Genomic DNA, 19,008 nt, shown 5'->3' on the forward strand with positions numbered 1-19,008 from the left:
AAACCCTCCTCGCACGCCACCCCGTCTGCGCCTGGCCCGGCTGCAACCACCCCTCCCGCAACTGCGACCGCGACCACGCCACCCCCTTCAGAAAACCCGCCACACAAACCTCACCGGCCTCGTGCCCTACTGCGAGTACCACCACATCATCAAAGACACCCCCGCCTGGGGATGGACAACCACCACCCACCCCGACGGCTCAATAACCCTCACCACACCCACCGGCCACCGCTACACCACCGTCCCACCCGCCCGCGGCCCCATCACCCCACACACCAGCACCCCACAATCCGGCACCCCACCACACGGCAGACCGCCCGGCGCCTCATCAGACGGCACCACGAACGCGGCCGCCTGCCCGCCGAGCGACCCACCACCCTTCTGACCTGGACGCAGCCGCCCGCCGGAGCCCCCGACTGCGCGAACTCTTCCGTCTCGCTCGTGGTCGAACTGCTATCACCTGTGCCGACGTCGGACGCGGCTGCTTCAACCGGGCCTGGACGCAGCCTGGCCGACCGAAGTCTTCTCCGGCCTGATCAATCGATGGCCGCCGCAGCGGTAGCTCCGCCATCTCGGGCCTTGATTCAGGCGTGCGCGACCGGCGAAGTCGCTGCTTCCACCCGCCCGCAGACTCCTTGACGGACTTCGACTGCAGAGCACAAGTTCCCGATCACGCGCACCGTCATAACGCGGCAAGTCAGCTGTGCCTCAGCGCCTGCGCGAAGAGGACGCGGGACGGCCCTCGCAGGTACACCTCTGCGGAGGACCTTCGACGAGCGCAGGCCTTCGCCCGGCAGCCCGGCAGCACGGTCCCCGGCAGCACGGTCCCCGGCAGCACGGTCCCCGGCAGCGTAGGGTGCCCGACACCGTAGGACCTTAGGCGGCACGGCACCTCAGACGTGGCAGACCCTCAGGAGCCACCCCATATTGAGCGTGGCTGACCCAGGCGCCGCAGAACCTCAGGGCACCTCGAGCGCCGCAGACCCCAGACGTCAGGCACCCCACGCGCGCAGACCCCCAGGCGCCACGGCACCCTGAGCACGGCAAACCCCAGACCCCGCAGGACCTTGAGGATCGCGGACCTTGGGTGTGGCAGAACGCCCGGCGGAGCAGCACCTTGGCCTCGCAGAACCTCAAGCGCCACAGCACCCCAAGCACCGCAGCACCCCAAGCACCGCAGCACCCCAGGCAGCGCAGCACCCCGGGCCCAGGCACTCCCAGACCCCATGGTCTGAGGCGCGGGACAAGCTCAGGCACGACGGCACATCCAGCGCCGTAGACGGCGGGCCGGGCGCGACACTCCTTGAGTGTGGCGGCCGTTGGCGACGTTGCCGGAGCCCTACGCTGGTTCGCCGCCTAGGCGTTCGATGGCGTTGCGCAGGCGGCGGCGCCAGCCTGGGCGGCCGGCTTCTTCGTCGGCGGCGGCGAGGCTGACCAGGTGTTGTGCTGTTTCGAAGCTTTCGACGGTCTGGGGCTCCACTTCGGTCAGTGCGGCGGGCGGGTCGTCGTACACCTTGTGGGTCGTCCAGCCGAAGCCGTCGGGGATCAGGAGTTCGGGTACGAGTGTCTCGTGGCTGAGCGACGTCAGTTCGCTGTCGCCGTTGCCGATGCTGAAGATCGTCGTACCGCGGCGGCGTACGTCGTTGACTCGCTCCAGCAAGGTGGCGGGCGGTGCGTCTTCGGCGACCACCAGCAGGGACTCACCGCGGCCGGCGTCGCGCAGGCGGTCCAGGCCGATCGCCAGATGGGGCGGGGCGCCCGGCGGCGGCGACCAGCGGACCAGTGACGGGCGCAGGTCGTCGATGCCCGCGCGGTGCAGTTCGTCGTCCAGGTGCGCGGTCAGATGCCACGGCTCGTCGTCGGCCGGCCCGAACAGCATGAGCCCGCTGCGCCGCGTCGTGAAGCGTCGCAGCGCATAGCCGAACTCCGTCGTCCGGCTCCCCAGTTCGGTACCGCTCAGCATCTCCCGCAGGAGCGAGGCTCGGGTGAGATCCACACCCCCAACCTGACACATCCACCGGTCCGAACGCGAGGCAGACTGCGTCGTACGACGAACGAGAGGACGCGCCCGGTGACCACACCGACCTACGCGAGGACCTACCCGCCTGCCGCACCGAGCAGGTTGACGGAACTGGAAAGCAAACTGGGCGCCCGCCTCCCGGAGCCGTACCGCGCCTACCTGAGCACACAGGACGGCGGTGCGCTCGAGGGCTACAACAACCACGGTCTCGAGATCGTCACCGGCATCGGCGACGTCCCTCGGTGGTCCAGCCTGTGGTACCTCCTCAGCGTCGACGGCGACGTGATTCCGGCAGGCTGGATTCCGGTGGGTACGGATGCGGGCGGCGGCCTGTTCCTGCTGGTGGTGACAGGCGAGGACAGCGGCTCGGTCTGGTACCAGAGCAGCGAATTGGAGGAGGACGACGAAGGCGTGACCACCCCGGTCGTCCGCGAGCGGCTCGCCGACTCCTGGGACCAGTTCCTCGCATCAATCGAGCCGCTGGAGGAAACGAGCGGTTAGAAGAATCAAGCCGTCAGAAGGATCGAGCCGTCAGGCGTCCGGGAGGCGTTCGGCCTTGGATTGCAGGTAGTTCCGCTCCGGCATGCTCGTCGTACGGCGGGCCGCCAGCAGGTAACTCTCCCGCGCAGCAGCCGTATCGCCGGCCATTTCGAGCAGATGCGCGCGGACCGCCTCGAACCGGTGGTTCATGCGGTCGTCCGACGCGAGCGGCTCGAGTACGGCGAGCCCCTCCTTCGGACCGATCGCCATCCCGACGGCGACGGCGTGATTGAGCTTCACCATCGGGTTGTCGACGAGTTGCTCGAGTACGTCGTACAGCGCGACGATCTGCCGCCAATCCGTGTCCTCGGCGCGCTCCGCCGTGTCGTGGACGGCTGCGATCGCGGCCTGCACCTGGTACGGACCCAGCTGAGTCCGAGACAGCGCATCGCTCACCAGCGCCTCACCTTCGACGATCATGTCCCAGTTCCACTGGGAGCGGTCCTGCTCGGCCAGCGGGACGAGCGCCCCGTCCGGACCGGTGCGCGCCGGCCGCCGCGCGTCGGTCAGCAGCATCAATGCCAGCAACCCCGCCACTTCACCGTCGTCCGGCAGCAGTTTCCGTACGCCGCGGACCAGGCGGATCGCCTCAGTGGTCAGCTCCGCGCTGTGCAGCGACGTACCGGACGAGGCCGTGTAGCCCTCGTTGAAGATCAGGTACAGCACATGCAGTACGGCGGACATGCGCTCGTCCCGCTCCGCCTCGGGTGGCATCTCGAACGAGCTCCCGGCTTGCTTGATGCTCCGCTTCGCCCGGCTGATCCGCTGTGCCATGGTTGCCTCCGGCACCAGGAACGCGGCGGCGATCTGCGCCGTGGTGAGACCGCCGACCGCACGCAGTGTCAGAGCGATCTGCGATGCCGGTGACAACGCCGGATGACAACACAGGAAGAGCAAAGTCAGCGTGTCGTCCCGTCCACCCGGATCGTCGGCATCGGGGCCGGGCGCAACGAACTCCTCCGGCGCGGCGAGTTGTGCCGCGTTCTCCTCGCGCCGGCGCCGGGCCGACTCGCTCCGGAGCAGATCGGTCAGCCGCCGCGACGCGACCCGGATCAGCCAGCCACGCGGGTTGTCCGGCAGGCCTTCGGCCGGCCACTGCTGCGCGGCGGCGAGCAGCGCCTCCTGGACCGCTTCCTCGGCCAGGTCGAAGTGCCCGTAGTGCCGAACCAGCGCACTGAGCACCTGCGGCGTCTGCTCCCGCAGGAGGAGTTCGATGTCAGTCACATCTCCAGCCCTGACGCATCCATCACCGGCCGCACCTCCACCGCCACGTACTGCGCGTCGGGCATCCGCGCTGCGTACCCGATCGCCTGGTCGATGTTGTCGCACTCCACCAAGTAGAACCCGGCCAGGTGCTCCTTCGCCTCCGCGTAGGGCCCGTCGGTGGTGGTCGTGGTGCCGTTGCGGACCTGCACGGTCCGCGTGGTGATCGGGTCCGCCAGCCCGGCCCCGCTGACCAACTGGCCCTGCTCCAGCAGCTCCCGCGTGAGCGCTTCGTGCGCACGGCTCAGCCCGTCGCGTTGCTCGGCCGACAGACTCTCCCAGCTCTCGGCGTTGCTGTAGATCAGCAGCATGTACTTCACGGTCACCATCCTGTCCCCGGTGGAGGCCGCTGTGACCCCCGCTCGTCAGGTACGTCGGAACACCTGCCCCTGGTTTCGACACCTCCGGAATGTCGAAGTACCTCCGCCCCGCACCGACGTCCCTGTCGAGTGACGCTCAGCCGGGGCGTCCCGCCGTACGGGAGATAACCGATGGTTTCCCACTCCAAACGCTGGTTTGCGCTCGCACTGCTCTGCCTGACCGGTTTCATGATCATCCTCGACGCGTCCATCGTGCTGGTCGCCGTGCCGTCCATCGAGCGCGAACTGGTCTTCAGCAGCGGTGGCGTGCAGTGGGTGCCCAGCGGGTACGCCCTGATGTTCGGCGGTCTCCTGCTGCTCGGCGGGCGCATCTCGGACCTCCTGGGCCGGCGACGCGTTTTCGTCACCGGACTGCTGCTGTTCGCGGGCGCCTCCCTGCTGTGCGGGTTCGCGTGGAGCGGCGACGCGCTGGTGCTCGCCCGCGGTCTGCAAGGCGCAGCGGCCGCCGTACTCGCGCCGAGCGCGCTGTCGATCGTCATGACCACGTTCCCGTCCGGAGCGGATCGCAACAAGGCGTTGGGGATCTGGGGCGCGACCAGTGGTGTCGGCGGTACGGCGGGATCGCTCGTCGGCGGACCGGTCACGGACGGACTGGGTTGGCAGTGGATCTTCTTCATCAACGTGCCGGTCTGCGTGCTGGTCGTCGTACTGGCCCCGCTACTCCTGCAGGACAGTCGTGGACCGGGACGCCGCGGTTTCGACGTGGCCGGCGCCGTCACCGTGACCGCAGCGCTCATCGTCCTCGTGTACGCCGTCATCGAGGCCCCGACGTCGCCGCCCGTGCGCACTGCTCTGCTGGTGTTGCTGTCCGCAGGGCTTGTTGTGCTGTTCGTCCTGGTGGAGAAGCGGTCCGCCGCACCGCTCGTACCACTGCGGCTCTTCCGCTCGCGGGCACTGGTCGGCGGCAACCTCATCACGCTCAGCTGGGGTTTGGCGGCGTTCGGCCTCAACTTCGTGTACACGCAGTACGCCCAGCTGGCACTGGGCGCGTCAGCGGTTCGCTACGGCTTCATGTCCGCCGTACTCGCAGCCACCGCGGTGGTGGGATCGATGATCGGGCAGCACCTCGTCACCCGAGTCGGCCCACGCCGCGTCGCCTTCGTGTCGCTTCTGGTGGCGGGTGCCGGTACGACGGTGATGACTCGGCTGACCGCGACGTCCGGGTACTTCGAGGTGGCGTTCTGGGGGCTGACGATCTTCGGCGCCGGACTCGGCGCGGGCACGGTCGCCGGGTCGATCGCTTCGCTCAGCGACGCGCGTGGGGAGGACGCGGGCGTCGCCTCCGGCCTGCAGAACGCGAGCTTCCAGATCGGCGGCGCGATCGGGGTCGCGGTGGTGTCGGCGGTCGCTACAGCGAGTACGTCGGGTGTCACGCCGATCGCGCTGACTCACGGATTCCGGATCGCCTTTGTGACCGTGGGGATCTTCCTGGTGATCGGTCTGGCCGGCTGCCTGCTGCTCAAACGGTTGTTGGAGGTTGAGCGCTTGAACGGTGGGCACCTGAGGCGCGTAGCCGCCACTTCCGCCCGGCGGCCCCTGTGAAGGAGGCTCAATGCTCATCCTCGGACTGATCCTGTTGATTCTCGGGTTCGTCCTGAACATCTCGATCCTGTGGACGCTCGGCATCATCCTGCTGCTGATCGGCGCAGTGTTCTGGATTCTCGGAGCGACCGGCCGCGCGGTCGGTGGGCGAAGGCACTGGTTCTGACCCCTGACATCTCGCCCGGCCGCTGACAGGCCGGACCGGCCGAACCCCGCGGAGCGATCCGCGGGGTTCGGCCGGTCAGGATGGCTGCGGTCGGGTGCTGCTCAGTGCCGCCAGCCGAACTTCGGCGACCGTTTCTGGGTGAAAGCCTCGATTCCTTCGGCCAGTTCACCGGACGCGATCGTCTCGCGGTACCGCCGTACCGCCGCCGCATCGCCGTCACGGCCGGCCAGCAGCGCGTTGACCGACTCCTTGGCCGAGCGAATCGTCAACTGGGATCGCGATACCAGCGTCTCCGCGAAGGCCTCGGCCGCCGCCATCGGATCGTCCGCCACGCGGTCGACCAGCCCCTTCAGCTCCGCCTGGTCAGCGGTCAGCAACTCCCCGCTGAACAGCAGGTACTTCGTGGTCGCCGGACCGACCAGATCGAGCAGGACCTTGATCGCGGCCGGCGGATACACGACACCGATCCGGGCCGGGGTGACGCCGAAGCTCGCGTCCCGCGCGGCAAACCGGAAGTCACAGTTCACCGCGATCTCCAGCCCGCCGCCGATGCAGTGCTCGCGGACCACCGCGATCGTCGGTTTCGGGAACTCGCGCAACGCCGCCTGCGCCGCCAGGTTCGCCGCGCGCAGTTCCGCCATCGGATCGGCGGGATCGGCGCCCGAGATCAGGTCACGGATGTCGGCACCGGCCGAGAAACTCGCACCCTCGCCGGTCACCAGCAGGACCTGAACCTCGTCGTCGGCCGCGAGCCCGGCCAGCAGCCCAGGCAGCTCGGCCCACATCGCCCGGGTCAGCGCATTCCGCTTCGCCGCCCGATCGATCACCAACCGCGCGACCGCGCCGCCACCGCCGCTTCGACCTTCGCCCGAACGTTCGACCCGGAATCCCACCCGCGCAGTCAACCGCAGATCACGGCCGATCCGCCGCGCTCTGGGTCACAGACACGCCCGAATCGCCGACCAAACGTTTGATCTCAACGCGATTACATCCGGATAGCGGCCAGATCACGCTCCGACTCAGCCTGTGGATGTTCGTAATGCGTTAAGAGTCGCCCCCGATTCGAACCCGTGCGCAGAAGTGTGCTTGACTCCCTTCCGGTCGATAACGTTTTGATCTCGACAGATGGGGATTCAGAAGGTGGCTGCAGGACGACATAGCAAGGCGCGGCACAAGCAGTCGCGTCCGAAGGTGATCCAGCCAGGCTTGGCGAAGGTCGCGATCCCGGGCGCGGCGGTGGCGATGGTGGCCACCGGCTCCGCGGCCGCGCTGCCCAGCAAGCACGTTGAGCTCGACCCGTCGATCGCCAGCTCGTCCCTGCAGCTGGCGCGCGACACCACGATCAGCCGGGACGCGCTGCGCCCGCCGATCACGCCGTCGACGCCGACGGTGGCGCCGAAGCCGAAGCCCAAGCCGAGCCCGACCGCCAAGCATCTGAAGAAGCAGGCGCCGATCCCGAAGCCGACCGCGACCAAGACCCGCGCGGCCCAGGTGAACACGGCACCGCCGAAGATCACCGGCACGAAGTACACGACCACCGATCTGAACCTGTGGTCGCTGCCGTTGACCGGCGTCCTGCTGGACGTCCTGCCGAAGGGCACCAAGGTCTCGGTCACCGGCAAGGTCGACGGCATCTGGGCCGAGGTCGTCAGCGACGGCAAGTCCCGCTGGGTGAAGGCGCAGTACCTGTCCGCCACCAAGCCCGTGCCGAAGACGACGACCAGCACCACCGGCGAGATCTCGCAGGCGGCCTGCAAGTCCGGTTCCGGCGTCGAGGACGGCCTGACCCAGGACGCGATCCGCGTGCACCGCGCGATCTGCGCGAAGTTCCCGAACATCACGTCGTACGGCGGTCTGCGGTCCGGCGACAGCGGCTCCGAGCACTCCAGCGGTCGCGCGCTCGACATCATGGTCAGCGGCTCTGAGGGCCAGGAGGTCGCCGACTGGCTGAAGGCCAACTACAAGAAGCTCGGCATCAGCCAGCTGATCTGGCAGCAGCACATCTGGACGGTCCAGCGCAGCAGCGAAGGCTGGCGCGCGATGGAGGACCGCGGCAGCGCGACCGCGAACCACTACGACCACGTGCACGTCAGCGTCTACGGCAACTCCGGCACGGTCTGATCCACTCGAACGAAGCGGCCCGAGCACTCTGCCCGGGCCGCTTCGTCGTTTCTCAGGGCCTGATGTTGGCGTTCAGGTGGAAGAAGTTCGTCGGGTCGTAGGCGCGCTTGACCGCGCAGCCGGTCCAGGTCCTGCGGGCCGTACGCGGTGTCCGCGCGCCCTGGGTCGCCGAGGAAGTTCACGAACGTCCGGCCAGACGTGGGCAGGTCGATCTCGCGGTCGACGATCAGTGAGTACGGCGCCGCGCGGTGGCCGACCGGTCCGGCACCGGGTCCCGGGTTGGCCATCGCGCCGCCCCAGTGCCGCACCTCGACCATGGCGTCCTCGAGGTCGCTGATCACGTCGATCACCTCGTCGGTCAGCGCGTCCAGGAAGTCGAGGTGGCGCGCGGGCGTTCCGCCCATTGCGGCATCGGCGTACTCGATCGTTCGCAGTTCACCGGCGAGGCGCGGGCCTGCCACCGCGAAGAGTGGTTTGAGCAGGTGCTCCGCAACGTCGGCGGGCCCGGCGTACAGGACCTTGATCGCGACGGCGCGCTGCTCGGTGCCGGGGACTCGGGTCAGGACGACCGCAGTGCTGAGTTCGTTGGGGATCGTGGCGGTCCACTCGCGATACCGGCGGAGGATCGCGGCGGCGCGGCCGATGCCGTAGTACACGATGCCGGCGTGAACCTCGCGGACCGGATACAGGCGGAACTCGAGCGAGGTGACGATGCCGAAGTTGTCGGTGCCGCCGCGGATCGCCCAGAACAGGTCGGCGTGCTGCTCGGCGGTCGCGGTCACGAACCGTCCGTCAGCGGTCATAACCTCGGCGCGAATCACACTGTCGGCGGCGAAACCGTACTTGCGCGCCAACCAGCCGACACCGCCGCCCAGCGTGTAGCCGGTGACGCCGACGTCGCGGTGCGACCCGGACAGCGGCGCGAGCCCGAACGGCCGCGCGGCATCCAGCACCGCGCCCCACCGGGCACCCGGCGCTACCTTGGCGACGCGCCGCTCTGGGTCGATCAGCACGCCGGTCAGCTGCGTGGTCTTGAGCAGGATCCCGCCGTCCGCGGGAACTCGCGTGCCGTGTCCCGTCGCCTGCACCGCGAGCGGTACGCCGTATGCGCGCGCCGTCCGTGCCGCCGCCTGGACGTCGGTCCGCCCGGAGGCCTCGGCGATCACCAGCGGGCGCGAGTCCACCGAGGGGATCACGGACCGCCGCTGCTCGTCGTACTCCGGCTCGCCCGGCCGGCGGATCACACCATTGAACCCCGCCCCAAGCAGCCCCGCCACCACGTCGTTGACATCCGCCCCAACCGCCTGCGTCGACATCCGATCGCTCCTTCGCCGTATCTGCTTCCTGCTCGTACGTCGAAGGAGGTCGCCGGAAATCGACACGTCCGCCAGACTTTCCTCGATGACCCACTCGGTGGAGACCTCCGGCCAGACGCTGACCAAGCGCTACAGGTCATGGTCGCGCGACGAACCGGTGCGTGAGTGGACCGCGCTGACGTTGCTCACCCGGACGGCGCCGGGTCTCGCACCGGTGCCGCTCGAGTTGTCCCCAGGCGACAGTCCATGGCTGACGATGACGGTGGTCCCCGGCTCGCCTCTGCAGGGGTCGTTGACCGCCGAGCAGCTCGGCGCTGTCGGCGATGCCCTCGAAACGCTGTGGTCGGTCCCCTCCGAGGAGCTGCCGGCGATCGATCTGCCGGCTCTGGTCGAGCGCACCCGCTCCGGCCTGCGCGCGTTGTGTGATGGCGACGACGTCATCGGCGTAGCGGCCCGCGCCTGGCTCGACGACGAATCGCCGGACCTGACACCGATCGACGACCCGGTGGTCGCTCACGGTGATCCCAATCTCGCCAACTATCTGTGGGACGGCGACCGCGTCCGCATCGTCGACTTCGAGGACGCGGGCCGCGGTGATCGTGCGATCGAGCTGGCGAACCTGGTCGAGCACCTGTCCTGGCGACAGACCGACCCGACCTCGTTGGTACGGCGGTTCGCCGTGGACCCGGATCGTTTCCGGGCGGCGCGCTGCCTGTGGGCCGGGTTCTGGCTGATGCTGATCGGTCCCGGTGGGCCGAGCGCCGCCCGCAACCCACCCGGTACGGCGCAGGCGCAGGCGCGACGGGTGCTCAGGCTGGTAGCGGGATGAGGTCCAGGTCAGCCAGCCATCCGGATTGCCCACGTCGCTCACGTCCGTCCGGCTCAGCCGCAGCCACGCCCCCAACCCCCATCCGGAAGTTCCACACGTATGCGGTCGAGTGGTCCGGCGGTACGGCGACGTTCTCCGTCGACGGCCAGGTCGTTCGAGGCTGCCAGGGCGCACCGACGTACCCGATGCAACTGATGCTGGCCGTCTTCGACTTCCCGGACCAGTCCGGCCGCAACCACGTCCCCACCTTCACGGTGGACCGCATCCGGCATCAGCCGCAGTACTCGACCGCTCGGCAGGCAAGTCGCTAGCGTGCCAGTGATGCACGACCTCTTGGACGCCGCCCGTGCGGGCGACCAGCAGGCTTTCGCCGCGCTGGTCGAACCGTGGCGCGGTGAGCTGCACGCGCACTGCTACCGGATGCTCGGCTCTGACGCGGACGCCGAGGACGCCGTGCAGGAGACGCTGCTGCGCGCGTGGAACGGACTTCGTGGGTACGACGACCGCGGCTCGATCCGTCCGTGGCTCTACAAGATCGCCACGAACCGCTGCCTCACCATGATCCAGCAGCGTGGACGCCGCGAGCTGGAGACGCTGAAGCCGCTCCCGGAGAGCCGCCTCGCGTGGACGTCCACTCTGACGCCGGAGGCCGAGCTACTGACGCGCGAGTCCGTCGAACTCGCCTTCGTCGCGTCACTGCAGCACCTGTCCGCTCTGCAACGGGCAGTACTGCTGTTGCGGGACGTGCTGGCGTTCAGTGCGCGTGAGGTGGCTGAGCTGCTGGAGACCACGGTTGCCGCGGTCAACAGTGCGCTGCAGCGTGCGCGCGTCGTCGTACGCGACGTACCGAGTCAACAGCGCACACTGCGCGCGCTGGGTGCGTCCGCGGAACGTGAACTGGTCGAGCGGTACATGGCTGCCTGGGAAGCGCGGGACGTCGACGCGATTGTGGCGATGCTGGCGGCCGACGCGAAGTACTCGATGCCGCCGTTGCCGGACTGGTACGTCGGGCACGAGGCGATTCGTGGGTTCCTGCTCGACGGTCCGCTGCGCTCGGAGTGGCGGTTCCTGCCGGCGCGGGCGAACGGGCAGCTCGCCTTCGGAACGTACCTGCGCGACGGCGACCGCTACGTCCCGGCCGGGCTCGACGTCATCGTTCTGCGGGGAGCGGAGATCGCCGAGGTGGTGTCGTACCTCGAGGCGGACTTCCCGGCCTTCGGACTGCCCGCCGAACTCGCGCGATGAGTTTGCGGGACTTCCCGGGTTGTAGGGGGTGAGAACCACCTTCCCGAGGAGAGACATGACTGACGAGCAGCAGATCCGCACCCTGATCGAGAACTGGGTGACCGCGGTCCACACCGGCGATCTCGACGCAGTACTCGCGGAGCACGCGCCCGACCTGGTGATGTTCGACGTGCCCCCGCCGTACGACGGTGTGCGCGGACTGGACGCGTACCGCGACACGTGGCCGGGCTTCTTCGAGTGGCAGCGTTCGGGCGCGATGTTCGACCTCGAATCGCTCGAGGTGACCGCGGGGACGGACGTGGCGTTCGCGTTCGCCCTCCTGCACTGCCGCAACGCCGGCGACGATCCCGCCCGCCTGCTCCGGCTGACGATCGGCCTTCGTAAGGTCGATGGCCGTTGGACGATCACCCACGAACACCACTCGTTCCCACACGAGTCGGTCGAGCCTGACCTGAAGGCTGTGTTCGGCCAATGGTCCGCCGACACCGCCGCAGGCGACCTGGAGTCGTTGATGGAGCCCATCGCGGAGGACATCGTCTCCTACGAGATCGACGGCAACTACACAGGCAAAGCAGCTGTCCGCGACGTCTGCGCCACCGGACTGACCGCGAGCTCGAGCCCCGTCACGCTGCAGATCACCAACCCGACCATCGAGTCCGGGGACGACCTGGCTGTCGCCTGGTCCATCGACCACGTCATCGCCGACGGTGTCGAGACGACGTCCCGGGCCACGCGTGTCTTCCGCAAACGCGGGAGCGGCTGGCAGATGATTCACCAGCACCTCTCGTATCCAGCGTCTTAACTGATGTCCGGGCTCACGTCTTGGCCTACCACGCGGAGGACAGCGTCGGTGACTGCTTGAGGTGCGCGGAGGGCCGGGAAGTGGTCGATGCCGGGCAGCCAGACGAACTCGCAGCCGGGGATGCGCGCGGCGGTGCCGCCGGCCACGGCTGCGAGGATCGGGCGGTCCTTGTCGCCGGCCATGACGACCGACGGGGCGGTGATCTCGTGCAGGCGGTTGTACACGGGGGCGGTCGGTCTCAGGTACTCGTCCTGGTCGAACCACGCTGGGATCGAGGCTCGTAGCTGCGCCATCACCGCGTCGTCGGCGCCCGCCCCACCCCATATGCGCAGTGCGAACTGCACCATGCCGTCCACGTCGCGGCGTGCCAGCAGCGCGTCGTACTCCGCGTCCAGCTCGGGCTCGTCGGGCATGGGGAAGCCAGGGACGCCTGGGCAGAGCAGTACGAGGCCGTGGACCCGTTGCGGGTACCTCACCGCGAAGCTGAGCGCCGTACCGCCGCCCATCGAGCAACCGACCAGTAGCACACGGTCGAGCGCCAACTGGTCCAGAACCGTTTCGAGGTCGCCGAGCAGGGTGAACTGAGCCGTGGGCTGTGGGGAGCGTCCGTAGCCGCGGACGTCGTACCTGACGAGTCGCAGGCCGTCCAGCCCGGGTACGACGCGGTCCCAGTCCCGCGAGTCGCCGACGCCCGAGTGCAGCAGCACAATCGGTACGCCGTCACCTGCCAGGTGCTCGGCCCAGACGATGTCCTGCCCAACGGGGATCATCAGCTCCATCGCTTCAGCATGCCCGTTCGCGCGTACCAATGCCCGCCCGCGCGCAGGTGTTCGACGAACGCGCGCTGCAGTGAGGTGTCTTGCGGCACACTGTCGAGGTCCTTGTCCGTCAACGGACCGTCCGGGACAGGCAGGTGCAGTCCGAGCCGCATCAGCTCCCTGTCACCCTCGCTGGGGTCCTCCAGGGGCAAGAGCGGCAGCAGGTCGAAGCGACGCTGGAAACGCACGATGTTGGACTCGGGACGCAGGTACTCGGCGAGCTGCGGGTCGAGGAGCCAGGAGTGGCAGACGCGGCGCGATCGGCTTGGTGCACACCGCGGTACGCCATCAGCTCCTCGGCGTCATCCGGGAGCTGTGGATCGCCGATGTTCAGGCCCTCGACCCGTGCCAGGTGCCGCCCCTTGAAGCCCACTCGTGCCGCCGCGCTCAGAACGTCCACGTCGGTGATCCCTCCGTCGATCGGTTCCTTCGACCTCACCACGGGCCGCGGGTCGGGCGCACGACTTTTCTGTCCTAGGTCGCCGCTAGGCTCGCCGAAACGTCTACTGAGGGAGCTGGTGATGGCGAAGTTCGGGCGGTCCGACGACTTGGTGGGGGCGGAGTTCGTGGAGGCGAATCTGCGCGGCGCCCGGTTCGTCGAGTGCGATCTGTCAGGTGCTGTGATGCGCGGTGTCGACCTCCAGGGAGCCGACCTCGACGCGCCGTGGCTGAGTGAACCGGGCGGCAGCCTGAAGGTCAACGGCGTCGAGGTCGCGGCGTACGTCGACGGCGAGCTGAACCGCCGCTTCCCCGGCCGGGCGGAGCGCCGGGCGAAGGATCCGGACGGTCTGCGCGCGGCCTGGGCGACGGTCGAGCAGGCCTGGGCCGACGCGCTGAAACGCGTCGAGAGCATGCCCGAACCGACTGTCGACGCGTCCGTGGACGGCGAGTGGTCGTTCGCCCAGACGCTGCGGCACCTCGTCCACGCCAGCGACCTGTGGATCGGCCGCTCCGTTCTCGGGCGCGAGGACTTCCACCCACTCGGCCTCAGCTACCTCGCCAAGGACGACACCACACCGCCGTTCGCCGACGTCCTCGCCGCCCGCGAGAGCCGCGTAGCCATGGTCCGCGACCTGATCGCCAAGGTGACGCCGGAGGAGCTGGACACTTCGCGCGCCAACCCCCACGAACCGACCCGCGCTGAAACCACCCGGTCCTGCCTCCACGTGATCCTCGAGGAGGAATGGGAGCACTACCGCTTCGCCACCCGAGACCTCGACACCCTCGCCGCCGGTCAGGTCACCACGGGCAGCTGAAAGACCGACCAGTTGTCGACTGGCGTGAACCCGAGGCGGGCGTTGACGGCTCGCATGGGCGTGTTCTCCTCGGCGTTCCACGCGTCGACGTAGCGCAGCGCCGGCTCGTGCGCGCGCCCTGGGAATCTAGCGAGGCGGTCAGGCGTCGGCCGGTCTGGTGCTGTGGACGTCGAGGTGGTGCTGCAGGGTGTCGGCGAAGTTGACCGCGACGTCGAGTTGTTCGCGCAGGGCTTCGATGCGCTGGCCGGCGGCCTCGCGGTACATGGTGAGCCGATCGATGAGTACGGCGCGATCGGCGGTGCCGGTGTCCAGTGCGTCCAGGAGGTTGAGGACATCAGCCATCTCCTCCAGGGTGAAGCCGAGCGGTTTCATCCGGCGGATCAGCAGCAGGCGCTGGACGTCGGACTCGCTGTACAGCCGAAAGCCGCCCTTGCTGCGCGCCGAGGGCGGGACCAGGCCGACCTCCTCGTAGTGGCGGATCGTGCGCAGGCTCAGCCTCGTGCGCTCGGCGACCTCGCCGATCTGCATGTGTTCGCCCATACGCCTCTCCCGCCGCCGGCCCGGATCCCGAGGCCTGGTGCCCGCGGTCCGTGCCGCGGAAGGATAACGGACCGCGTGAAACCCTACTCTTACGTTCAGGTAGAGTTGCGGTTCGTGAGGCGTTCTGGTGCTCCTCACGCGCCTTACTCCCCTTCGTGACGCGGTCCCTCGTGCTGTCGCCCGGCGCAACGACGCGCCGCCGTCGGCTTGCGCCCGAGGCGTACCGCCGTACGGCCTGCCCTGGAGACCGCATGACGCCGCTGACGCCCGAGTCAGCCACGCCCGAACCCGCCCAGCCTGAAACCGCCCAGCCCACAACAGCTGAGGCCGAATCCGCCCAGCTTCCGACCGACGACGTCACCTCGGTCCGCGCCGCGCTGCGGTCCCCGCGCCGGCTGCGGATCGAAGTACTCGGCGGCCTGGTGGTCGCGCTCGCGCTGATCCCCGAGGCGATCAGCTTCTCGATCATCGCCGGCGTCGACCCGCGCGTCGGGCTGTTCGCGTCGTTCACGATGGCGGTCTCGATCGCGTTCCTCGGCGGCCGGCCGGCGATGATCTCGGCCGCGACCGGCGCGGTGGCTCTGGTGATCGCGCCGGTGATGCGCAACCACGGGTTCGACTACCTGATCGCGACCGTGCTGCTGGCCGGCGTCCTGCAGGTGATCCTCGGCGTCCTCGGGGTCGCGCGGTTGATGCGCTTCATTCCGCGCTCGGTCATGGTCGGATTCGTGAACTCGCTGGCGATCCTGATCTTCCTCGCCCAGCTCCCGCACCTGGTCCACGTGCCGTGGGCGGTGTATCCGCTGGTGGCGCTCGGGATCGCGGTGATCGTGCTACTGCCGCGATTCACCAAAGCGGTGCCCGCGCCGCTGATCGCGATCCTCACCGTCACGATCCTGGTCGCGCTGACCTCGATCACCGTGCCGACGGTGAGTGACGAGGGCAAGCTCCCGGACAGTCTGCCGTCGTTGTTCTGGCCCGACGTTCCGTTGAACCTGGAATCGCTGCGCATCATCGCGCCGTACGCGCTCGGGATGGCACTGGTCGGACTGCTCGAGTCGCTGATGACCGCGAAGCTCGTCGACGACATCGCCGACACCCCGTCGCGCAAGTCCCGCGAGGCGTGGGGGCAGGGGGTCTCGAACGTCGTCACCGGATTCTTCGGCGGTATGGGCGGCTGCGCGATGATCGGCCAGACGATGATCAACGTGAAGGCGTCCGGCGCGCGGACCCGGATCTCGACGTTCCTTGCCGGCGTGTTCCTGCTGATCCTGGTCGTGGGTCTCGGTGATCTCGTCGGCGACATCCCGATGGCCGCGCTGGTCGCGGTGATGGTGATGGTGTCGGTCGGCACGTTCGACTGGCACAGCATCCGGTGGCGGACGTTGCGTCGAATGCCGCGCGGCGAGACCACCGTCATGCTCGCCACGGTCGTCGTCGTGGTCATCACCCACAACCTCGCCATCGGGGTCGTGGTCGGCGTACTCGTCGCCATGGTTCTGTTCGCCCGGCGCGTCGCGCATTTCACCACTGTGCGGACCGTTGGCGGTACCGACGACGACACCAAGGTGTACGCCGTCACCGGCGAACTGTTCTTTGCGTCGAGCAACGACCTCGTGCATCAGTTCGACTATCGCGGCGATCCGGCCCACGTGGTCATCGACCTCACCGAGTCCCACATCTGGGACGCCTCCACGGTCGCCACCCTCGACGCGATCACCACCAAGTACGCCCGCTACGGCAAGACCGTCGACATCGTTGGCCTCAACCCCGCCAGCGCTCAACGCCACCAACGCCTGGCCGGCCAACTCGACCCCTCCCACTGACGCACTCCTCACCGCGACCACGCCCTCTGTGCCGACGGGCACACGGTGGGTTCACCCACCGTGTTGTGGGTTCCTCAGCGGTCGGGAGGTTCAGGAACCCACAAGAGCATGGGTTAACCCATCCAGCGAAGCGGTCAGATTGCGCGGATCGCTTCGGCCAGGTCGGTGGTCGCGGCTTCGGCGGCGGGGTACTGCTGTTGCAGCTGGTGGTGCAGTTCGCGGGCGACCATCCGTAGGTGGACCTTGCTCTGCCGGCCGTCCTTCAGGCCTTCGATGCCCAACCTGACGGCCTCTTCGAGGTCGCCGGCGCGGCCGGCGACGAACGCCAGCGTCAGCCGGCACTCGGCGATGCGCATCGGACTCAGTTCCGTACCGTCCGGCGCCAGATTGTCCCGTAGGGCGGAGCGCGCTGATGCAGCCGCCTGTACGTCGTCGCCCGCCAGCCGGTGGATGTCCATCGCGAGGTAGTCCCACTTCGCCGGATCCATCCTGAAGTGGCCGATCCGGAGCCGGCAGCGAACCGAGCACAGCGCGCCCTCGCTCGAGCACCGGCGTAAGTCCGGAGTCCCCGAGCCGCGCCCGCGCCTTCGCCTCCTGCGCGACGAGCTGCGCCTGAACACTGTTGCCTTGAGCAACCGCCTGCCCACGCCGCGCGGAAGCCACCGCTTCCCGGAACCGCCCCTGCGTCAGGGAAAACCACGCGGTCATCTCGTGTCCCCATCCGACGATCTCCGGATGACCCGCCTCGGCCCCGAGCCGCGCAGCCATCACCCGCGAGGACTCCGCCGCCGCCCCCATCCCCAGGTCGTACTCCACGCATCCGGCCAGCAACGCCAACCACCCACCGGCGACCAGCAACTCACCGTGCGCCTTGACGCCAACGGGCCGACGCAGCAGCGCCCCGACGTACCCGAGCCACCCCCGAGCTTCCTGCCGAAGCTCCATCGCGTCGGCGTTGACCGCGTTTACCCGCGCGCTGATTATGCGCAACGAGTCGACAGAGGAGCTAAGGGTCGACAGCGGACTACCTGGACTTTGACCATCATGTCGCCTGGTTCGAGACCGTAGACGAACGGTTTACGGTAGCCGCCGAGGAGTGGCGCAGTGCCGTGAGAGCCGAACTGGGGGTACCTGACTAGCACAGCCACTCCATTTCCTGAGCACCGTAGTGTCAGACAGCCCGGAGCGCATCCTCCAAGCCGATCACTGCCCCTTCCCCAGGGAAGCGCAGGCGTAGCTCCTGGTCCAGTTCGCTCGCGATCATCCGCAAGTGAACCTTGCTCTGGCGACCGTCCTTCAGTCCTTCGACACCGAGGCCGACAGCCTGCTCTAGGTCACCGTCGCGACCTGCAACGAACGCCAGCGTCAGCCTGCATTCGGCGATCCGCATCGGACTTAGCTCGGTGCCGTCCGGTGCGATGTTGTCGCCGATGACCGACGTTGCATACTCGCTCGCCTGGGCGTTGTCCTGCGCCATGCGGTGAACGTCCATCGCGTAGTAGTCCCACTTCGCCGGATCTACCTTGAAGTGATTGTCCGGGCGATCCGGGTACGGCAACTCATCGAGTAGCTGACGGCCAGACTCAAGCAGCGTCGTCAGACCGGATTCACCGAGGCGTGCCCTCGCCTTCGCCTCCTGAGCGATGAGCTGGACTTGAACACTGGTGCCCTGAGCAACTGCCTGCCCGCGCCGCGAAGCATCGACAGCCTGCCGGAAACGGCCTTGGGTCAGGGCGAACCAGGCGGTCATCTCGTGCCCCCACCCAACAATCTCCGGGTGCCCGGCCTCCACGCCGAGCTGGGCTGCTGCAACGCGTGTTGACTCCGCGGCTGTCCCCATGCCGAGGTCGTACTCAACGCACCCCGCGAGCAGCGCGAGCCACCCGCCGGCGACCAGCAGGTCTGTATGCGCCCTGAGGCCCACGGGACGGCGCAAGAGGGTGCCGACGTACTGAAGCCACTCATGCGCCTCCTGGCGGAGCTCTAGCGCGTCTCTCCGGTTGTACTGACAGCACAGCTCCTCAACGGTCGAGTGAAGCGCCTCGATCGTGTTCGGCGTCGTGTCCGATGACTGCAACCGTGAGACAAGCTCGGCTGTCTGCCAGGGCGTGTCATTGAGCTTCAACGCCGCATCCTGGCGGGCCGCCGCGATCAGCTCGCCCTTGGCTCGCAGGGCCGCGTCACACGCCCGCGCAATGTCGTCGGTCGCTGGCTTCCGCCCGTTCTCGACGTTCGACAGGTAGGACCGGCTGAAATGCGTTGCCCGCGCCAGGTCGGCCAGCGACCACCCGCGATGGTCGCGGTACTCCCGAAGGCGGCTCCCGAACGACATAACCCCAGTGTC

The 19,008-nt window shown here is 68.4% G+C and carries 18 protein-coding genes and 2 pseudogenes; 10 read left to right on the forward strand and 10 right to left on the reverse strand.

Features of this window, described 5'->3' with window-relative positions:
- Positions 1 to 1,339: 1,339 nt before the first annotated feature.
- Entirely contained in the window at positions 1,340 to 1,996 is a 657-nt protein-coding gene (locus AB0B82_RS13805; protein WP_360166623.1) for a hypothetical protein, read from the reverse strand.
- Positions 1,997 to 2,071: 75 nt separating this feature from the next.
- Between AB0B82_RS13805 and AB0B82_RS13810 the strand changes: the two genes are divergently transcribed.
- The gene (locus AB0B82_RS13810) at positions 2,072 to 2,521 is read left to right on the forward strand and encodes an SMI1/KNR4 family protein (RefSeq protein WP_360166626.1); all 450 of its coding nucleotides are present in this window, start codon (positions 2,072 to 2,074) and stop codon (positions 2,519 to 2,521) included.
- A gap of 30 nt (positions 2,522 to 2,551) precedes the next feature.
- Here the strand turns inward: AB0B82_RS13810 and AB0B82_RS13815 are convergent, their stop codons facing one another.
- Both AB0B82_RS13815 and AB0B82_RS13820 read right to left on the reverse strand, forming a co-directional pair.
- Positions 2,552 to 3,784, reverse strand: a complete 1,233-nt coding sequence (locus AB0B82_RS13815; protein WP_360166629.1) for a DUF6596 domain-containing protein — start codon at positions 3,782 to 3,784, stop codon at positions 2,552 to 2,554.
- Positions 3,781 to 4,134, reverse strand: coding sequence for a YciI family protein (locus AB0B82_RS13820; RefSeq protein WP_360166885.1), 354 nt, complete (start codon positions 4,132 to 4,134; stop codon positions 3,781 to 3,783). Before AB0B82_RS13820 ends, AB0B82_RS13815 begins: the two co-directional genes overlap by 4 nt.
- 180 nt (positions 4,135 to 4,314) lie before the next feature.
- Between AB0B82_RS13820 and AB0B82_RS13825 the strand changes: the two genes are divergently transcribed.
- Both AB0B82_RS13825 and AB0B82_RS13830 read left to right on the forward strand, forming a co-directional pair.
- A complete protein-coding gene (locus AB0B82_RS13825; protein ID WP_360166632.1) occupies positions 4,315 to 5,745 on the forward strand; it encodes an MFS transporter in 1,431 nt (476 codons plus the stop codon).
- Between the two features lie 10 nt (positions 5,746 to 5,755).
- Positions 5,756 to 5,911, forward strand: coding sequence for a hypothetical protein (locus AB0B82_RS13830; RefSeq protein ID WP_360166635.1), 156 nt, complete (start codon positions 5,756 to 5,758; stop codon positions 5,909 to 5,911).
- A gap of 101 nt (positions 5,912 to 6,012) precedes the next feature.
- Here AB0B82_RS13830 and AB0B82_RS13835 read toward each other — a convergent pair whose 3' ends face one another.
- Positions 6,013 to 6,804, reverse strand: coding sequence for an enoyl-CoA hydratase/isomerase family protein (locus AB0B82_RS13835; protein ID WP_360166638.1), 792 nt, complete (start codon positions 6,802 to 6,804; stop codon positions 6,013 to 6,015).
- Between the two features lie 232 nt (positions 6,805 to 7,036).
- Here AB0B82_RS13835 and AB0B82_RS13840 point away from each other — a divergent pair, with 232 nt between their 5' ends.
- Positions 7,037 to 8,032: an SH3 domain-containing protein gene (locus AB0B82_RS13840; RefSeq protein WP_360166641.1), complete on the forward strand. Its 996-nt coding sequence runs from the start codon at positions 7,037 to 7,039 to the stop codon at positions 8,030 to 8,032.
- Between the two features lie 833 nt (positions 8,033 to 8,865).
- Here the strand turns inward: AB0B82_RS13840 and AB0B82_RS13845 are convergent.
- Positions 8,866 to 9,348: pseudogene (locus tag AB0B82_RS13845) on the reverse strand (FAD-dependent oxidoreductase); the annotation flags it as partial.
- A gap of 85 nt (positions 9,349 to 9,433) precedes the next feature.
- Here AB0B82_RS13845 and AB0B82_RS13850 point away from each other — a divergent pair.
- The 4 genes from AB0B82_RS13850 to AB0B82_RS13865 are packed head-to-tail and all read left to right on the forward strand — an operon-like array spanning position 9,434 to position 12,224.
- The gene (locus AB0B82_RS13850; protein WP_360166644.1) at positions 9,434 to 10,177 is read left to right on the forward strand and encodes an aminoglycoside phosphotransferase family protein; all 744 of its coding nucleotides are present in this window, start codon (positions 9,434 to 9,436) and stop codon (positions 10,175 to 10,177) included.
- Positions 10,174 to 10,488 carry a family 16 glycosylhydrolase gene (locus AB0B82_RS13855; protein WP_360166646.1) on the forward strand — a complete coding sequence of 105 codons (315 nt, stop codon included), beginning with the start codon at positions 10,174 to 10,176 and terminating at the stop codon, positions 10,486 to 10,488. The genes AB0B82_RS13850 and AB0B82_RS13855 overlap by 4 nt, the downstream gene beginning before the upstream one ends.
- Positions 10,489 to 10,498: 10 nt before the next feature.
- The gene (locus tag AB0B82_RS13860; protein WP_360166649.1) at positions 10,499 to 11,422 is read left to right on the forward strand and encodes an RNA polymerase subunit sigma-70; all 924 of its coding nucleotides are present in this window, start codon (positions 10,499 to 10,501) and stop codon (positions 11,420 to 11,422) included.
- 55 nt (positions 11,423 to 11,477) lie between these two features.
- Positions 11,478 to 12,224, forward strand: coding sequence for a nuclear transport factor 2 family protein (locus AB0B82_RS13865; RefSeq protein WP_360166652.1), 747 nt, complete (start codon positions 11,478 to 11,480; stop codon positions 12,222 to 12,224).
- Here the strand turns inward: AB0B82_RS13865 and AB0B82_RS13870 are convergent.
- Positions 12,221 to 13,003, reverse strand: a complete 783-nt coding sequence (locus AB0B82_RS13870; protein WP_360166655.1) for an alpha/beta hydrolase — start codon at positions 13,001 to 13,003, stop codon at positions 12,221 to 12,223. The genes AB0B82_RS13865 and AB0B82_RS13870 overlap by 4 nt on opposite strands.
- Positions 12,994 to 13,290: pseudogene (locus AB0B82_RS13875) on the reverse strand (hypothetical protein); the annotation flags it as partial. The gene AB0B82_RS13870 and the pseudogene AB0B82_RS13875, both read right to left, overlap by 10 nt.
- Positions 13,291 to 13,563: 273 nt before the next feature.
- Here AB0B82_RS13875 and AB0B82_RS13880 point away from each other — a divergent pair.
- Positions 13,564 to 14,298 (forward strand): DinB family protein, encoded by a 735-nt coding sequence (locus AB0B82_RS13880; protein WP_360166658.1) that lies wholly within the window; start codon positions 13,564 to 13,566, stop codon positions 14,296 to 14,298.
- 138 nt (positions 14,299 to 14,436) lie between these two features.
- Here AB0B82_RS13880 and AB0B82_RS13885 read toward each other — a convergent pair whose 3' ends face one another.
- A complete protein-coding gene (locus AB0B82_RS13885; protein WP_360166661.1) occupies positions 14,437 to 14,838 on the reverse strand; it encodes a MerR family transcriptional regulator in 402 nt (133 codons plus the stop codon).
- Between the two features lie 155 nt (positions 14,839 to 14,993).
- Here AB0B82_RS13885 and AB0B82_RS13890 point away from each other — a divergent pair, with 155 nt between their 5' ends.
- The gene (locus AB0B82_RS13890; protein WP_360166664.1) at positions 14,994 to 16,664 is read left to right on the forward strand and encodes a SulP family inorganic anion transporter; all 1,671 of its coding nucleotides are present in this window, start codon (positions 14,994 to 14,996) and stop codon (positions 16,662 to 16,664) included.
- 134 nt (positions 16,665 to 16,798) lie between these two features.
- Here AB0B82_RS13890 and AB0B82_RS13895 read toward each other — a convergent pair whose 3' ends face one another.
- Both AB0B82_RS13895 and AB0B82_RS13900 read right to left on the reverse strand, forming a co-directional pair.
- Positions 16,799 to 17,152 (reverse strand): hypothetical protein, encoded by a 354-nt coding sequence (locus AB0B82_RS13895; RefSeq protein WP_360166667.1) that lies wholly within the window; start codon positions 17,150 to 17,152, stop codon positions 16,799 to 16,801.
- A gap of 683 nt (positions 17,153 to 17,835) precedes the next feature.
- Positions 17,836 to 18,996: a helix-turn-helix transcriptional regulator gene (locus AB0B82_RS13900; protein WP_360166670.1), complete on the reverse strand. Its 1,161-nt coding sequence runs from the start codon at positions 18,994 to 18,996 to the stop codon at positions 17,836 to 17,838.
- Between the last annotated feature and the right edge of the window lie 12 nt (positions 18,997 to 19,008).

The organism is Kribbella sp. NPDC048915, from assembly GCF_040649595.1.
Classification (GTDB): Bacteria; Actinomycetota; Actinomycetes; order Propionibacteriales; family Kribbellaceae; genus Kribbella.

What these genes read in the sequence shown, in the direction of transcription:
- AB0B82_RS13855 (WP_360166646.1), top strand. Translation starts at nt 10,174, where the DNA reads ATGAGGTCCAGGTCAGCCAGCCATCCGGATTGCCCACGTCGCTCACGT.
- AB0B82_RS13850 (WP_360166644.1), top strand. Translation starts at nt 9,434, where the DNA reads ATGACCCACTCGGTGGAGACCTCCGGCCAGACGCTGACCAAGCGCTAC.
- AB0B82_RS13825 (WP_360166632.1), top strand. Translation starts at nt 4,315, where the DNA reads ATGGTTTCCCACTCCAAACGCTGGTTTGCGCTCGCACTGCTCTGCCTG.
- AB0B82_RS13895 (WP_360166667.1), bottom strand. Translation starts at nt 17,152, where the DNA reads ATGGATCCGGCGAAGTGGGACTACCTCGCGATGGACATCCACCGGCTG.
- AB0B82_RS13880 (WP_360166658.1), top strand. Translation starts at nt 13,564, where the DNA reads ATGGCGAAGTTCGGGCGGTCCGACGACTTGGTGGGGGCGGAGTTCGTG.
- AB0B82_RS13870 (WP_360166655.1), bottom strand. Translation starts at nt 13,003, where the DNA reads ATGGAGCTGATGATCCCCGTTGGGCAGGACATCGTCTGGGCCGAGCAC.
- AB0B82_RS13860 (WP_360166649.1), top strand. Translation starts at nt 10,499, where the DNA reads ATGCACGACCTCTTGGACGCCGCCCGTGCGGGCGACCAGCAGGCTTTC.
- AB0B82_RS13820 (WP_360166885.1), bottom strand. Translation starts at nt 4,134, where the DNA reads ATGCTGCTGATCTACAGCAACGCCGAGAGCTGGGAGAGTCTGTCGGCC.
- AB0B82_RS13865 (WP_360166652.1), top strand. Translation starts at nt 11,478, where the DNA reads ATGACTGACGAGCAGCAGATCCGCACCCTGATCGAGAACTGGGTGACC.
- AB0B82_RS13840 (WP_360166641.1), top strand. Translation starts at nt 7,037, where the DNA reads ATGGGGATTCAGAAGGTGGCTGCAGGACGACATAGCAAGGCGCGGCAC.
- AB0B82_RS13885 (WP_360166661.1), bottom strand. Translation starts at nt 14,838, where the DNA reads ATGGGCGAACACATGCAGATCGGCGAGGTCGCCGAGCGCACGAGGCTG.
- AB0B82_RS13900 (WP_360166670.1), bottom strand. Translation starts at nt 18,996, where the DNA reads ATGTCGTTCGGGAGCCGCCTTCGGGAGTACCGCGACCATCGCGGGTGG.
- AB0B82_RS13830 (WP_360166635.1), top strand. Translation starts at nt 5,756, where the DNA reads ATGCTCATCCTCGGACTGATCCTGTTGATTCTCGGGTTCGTCCTGAAC.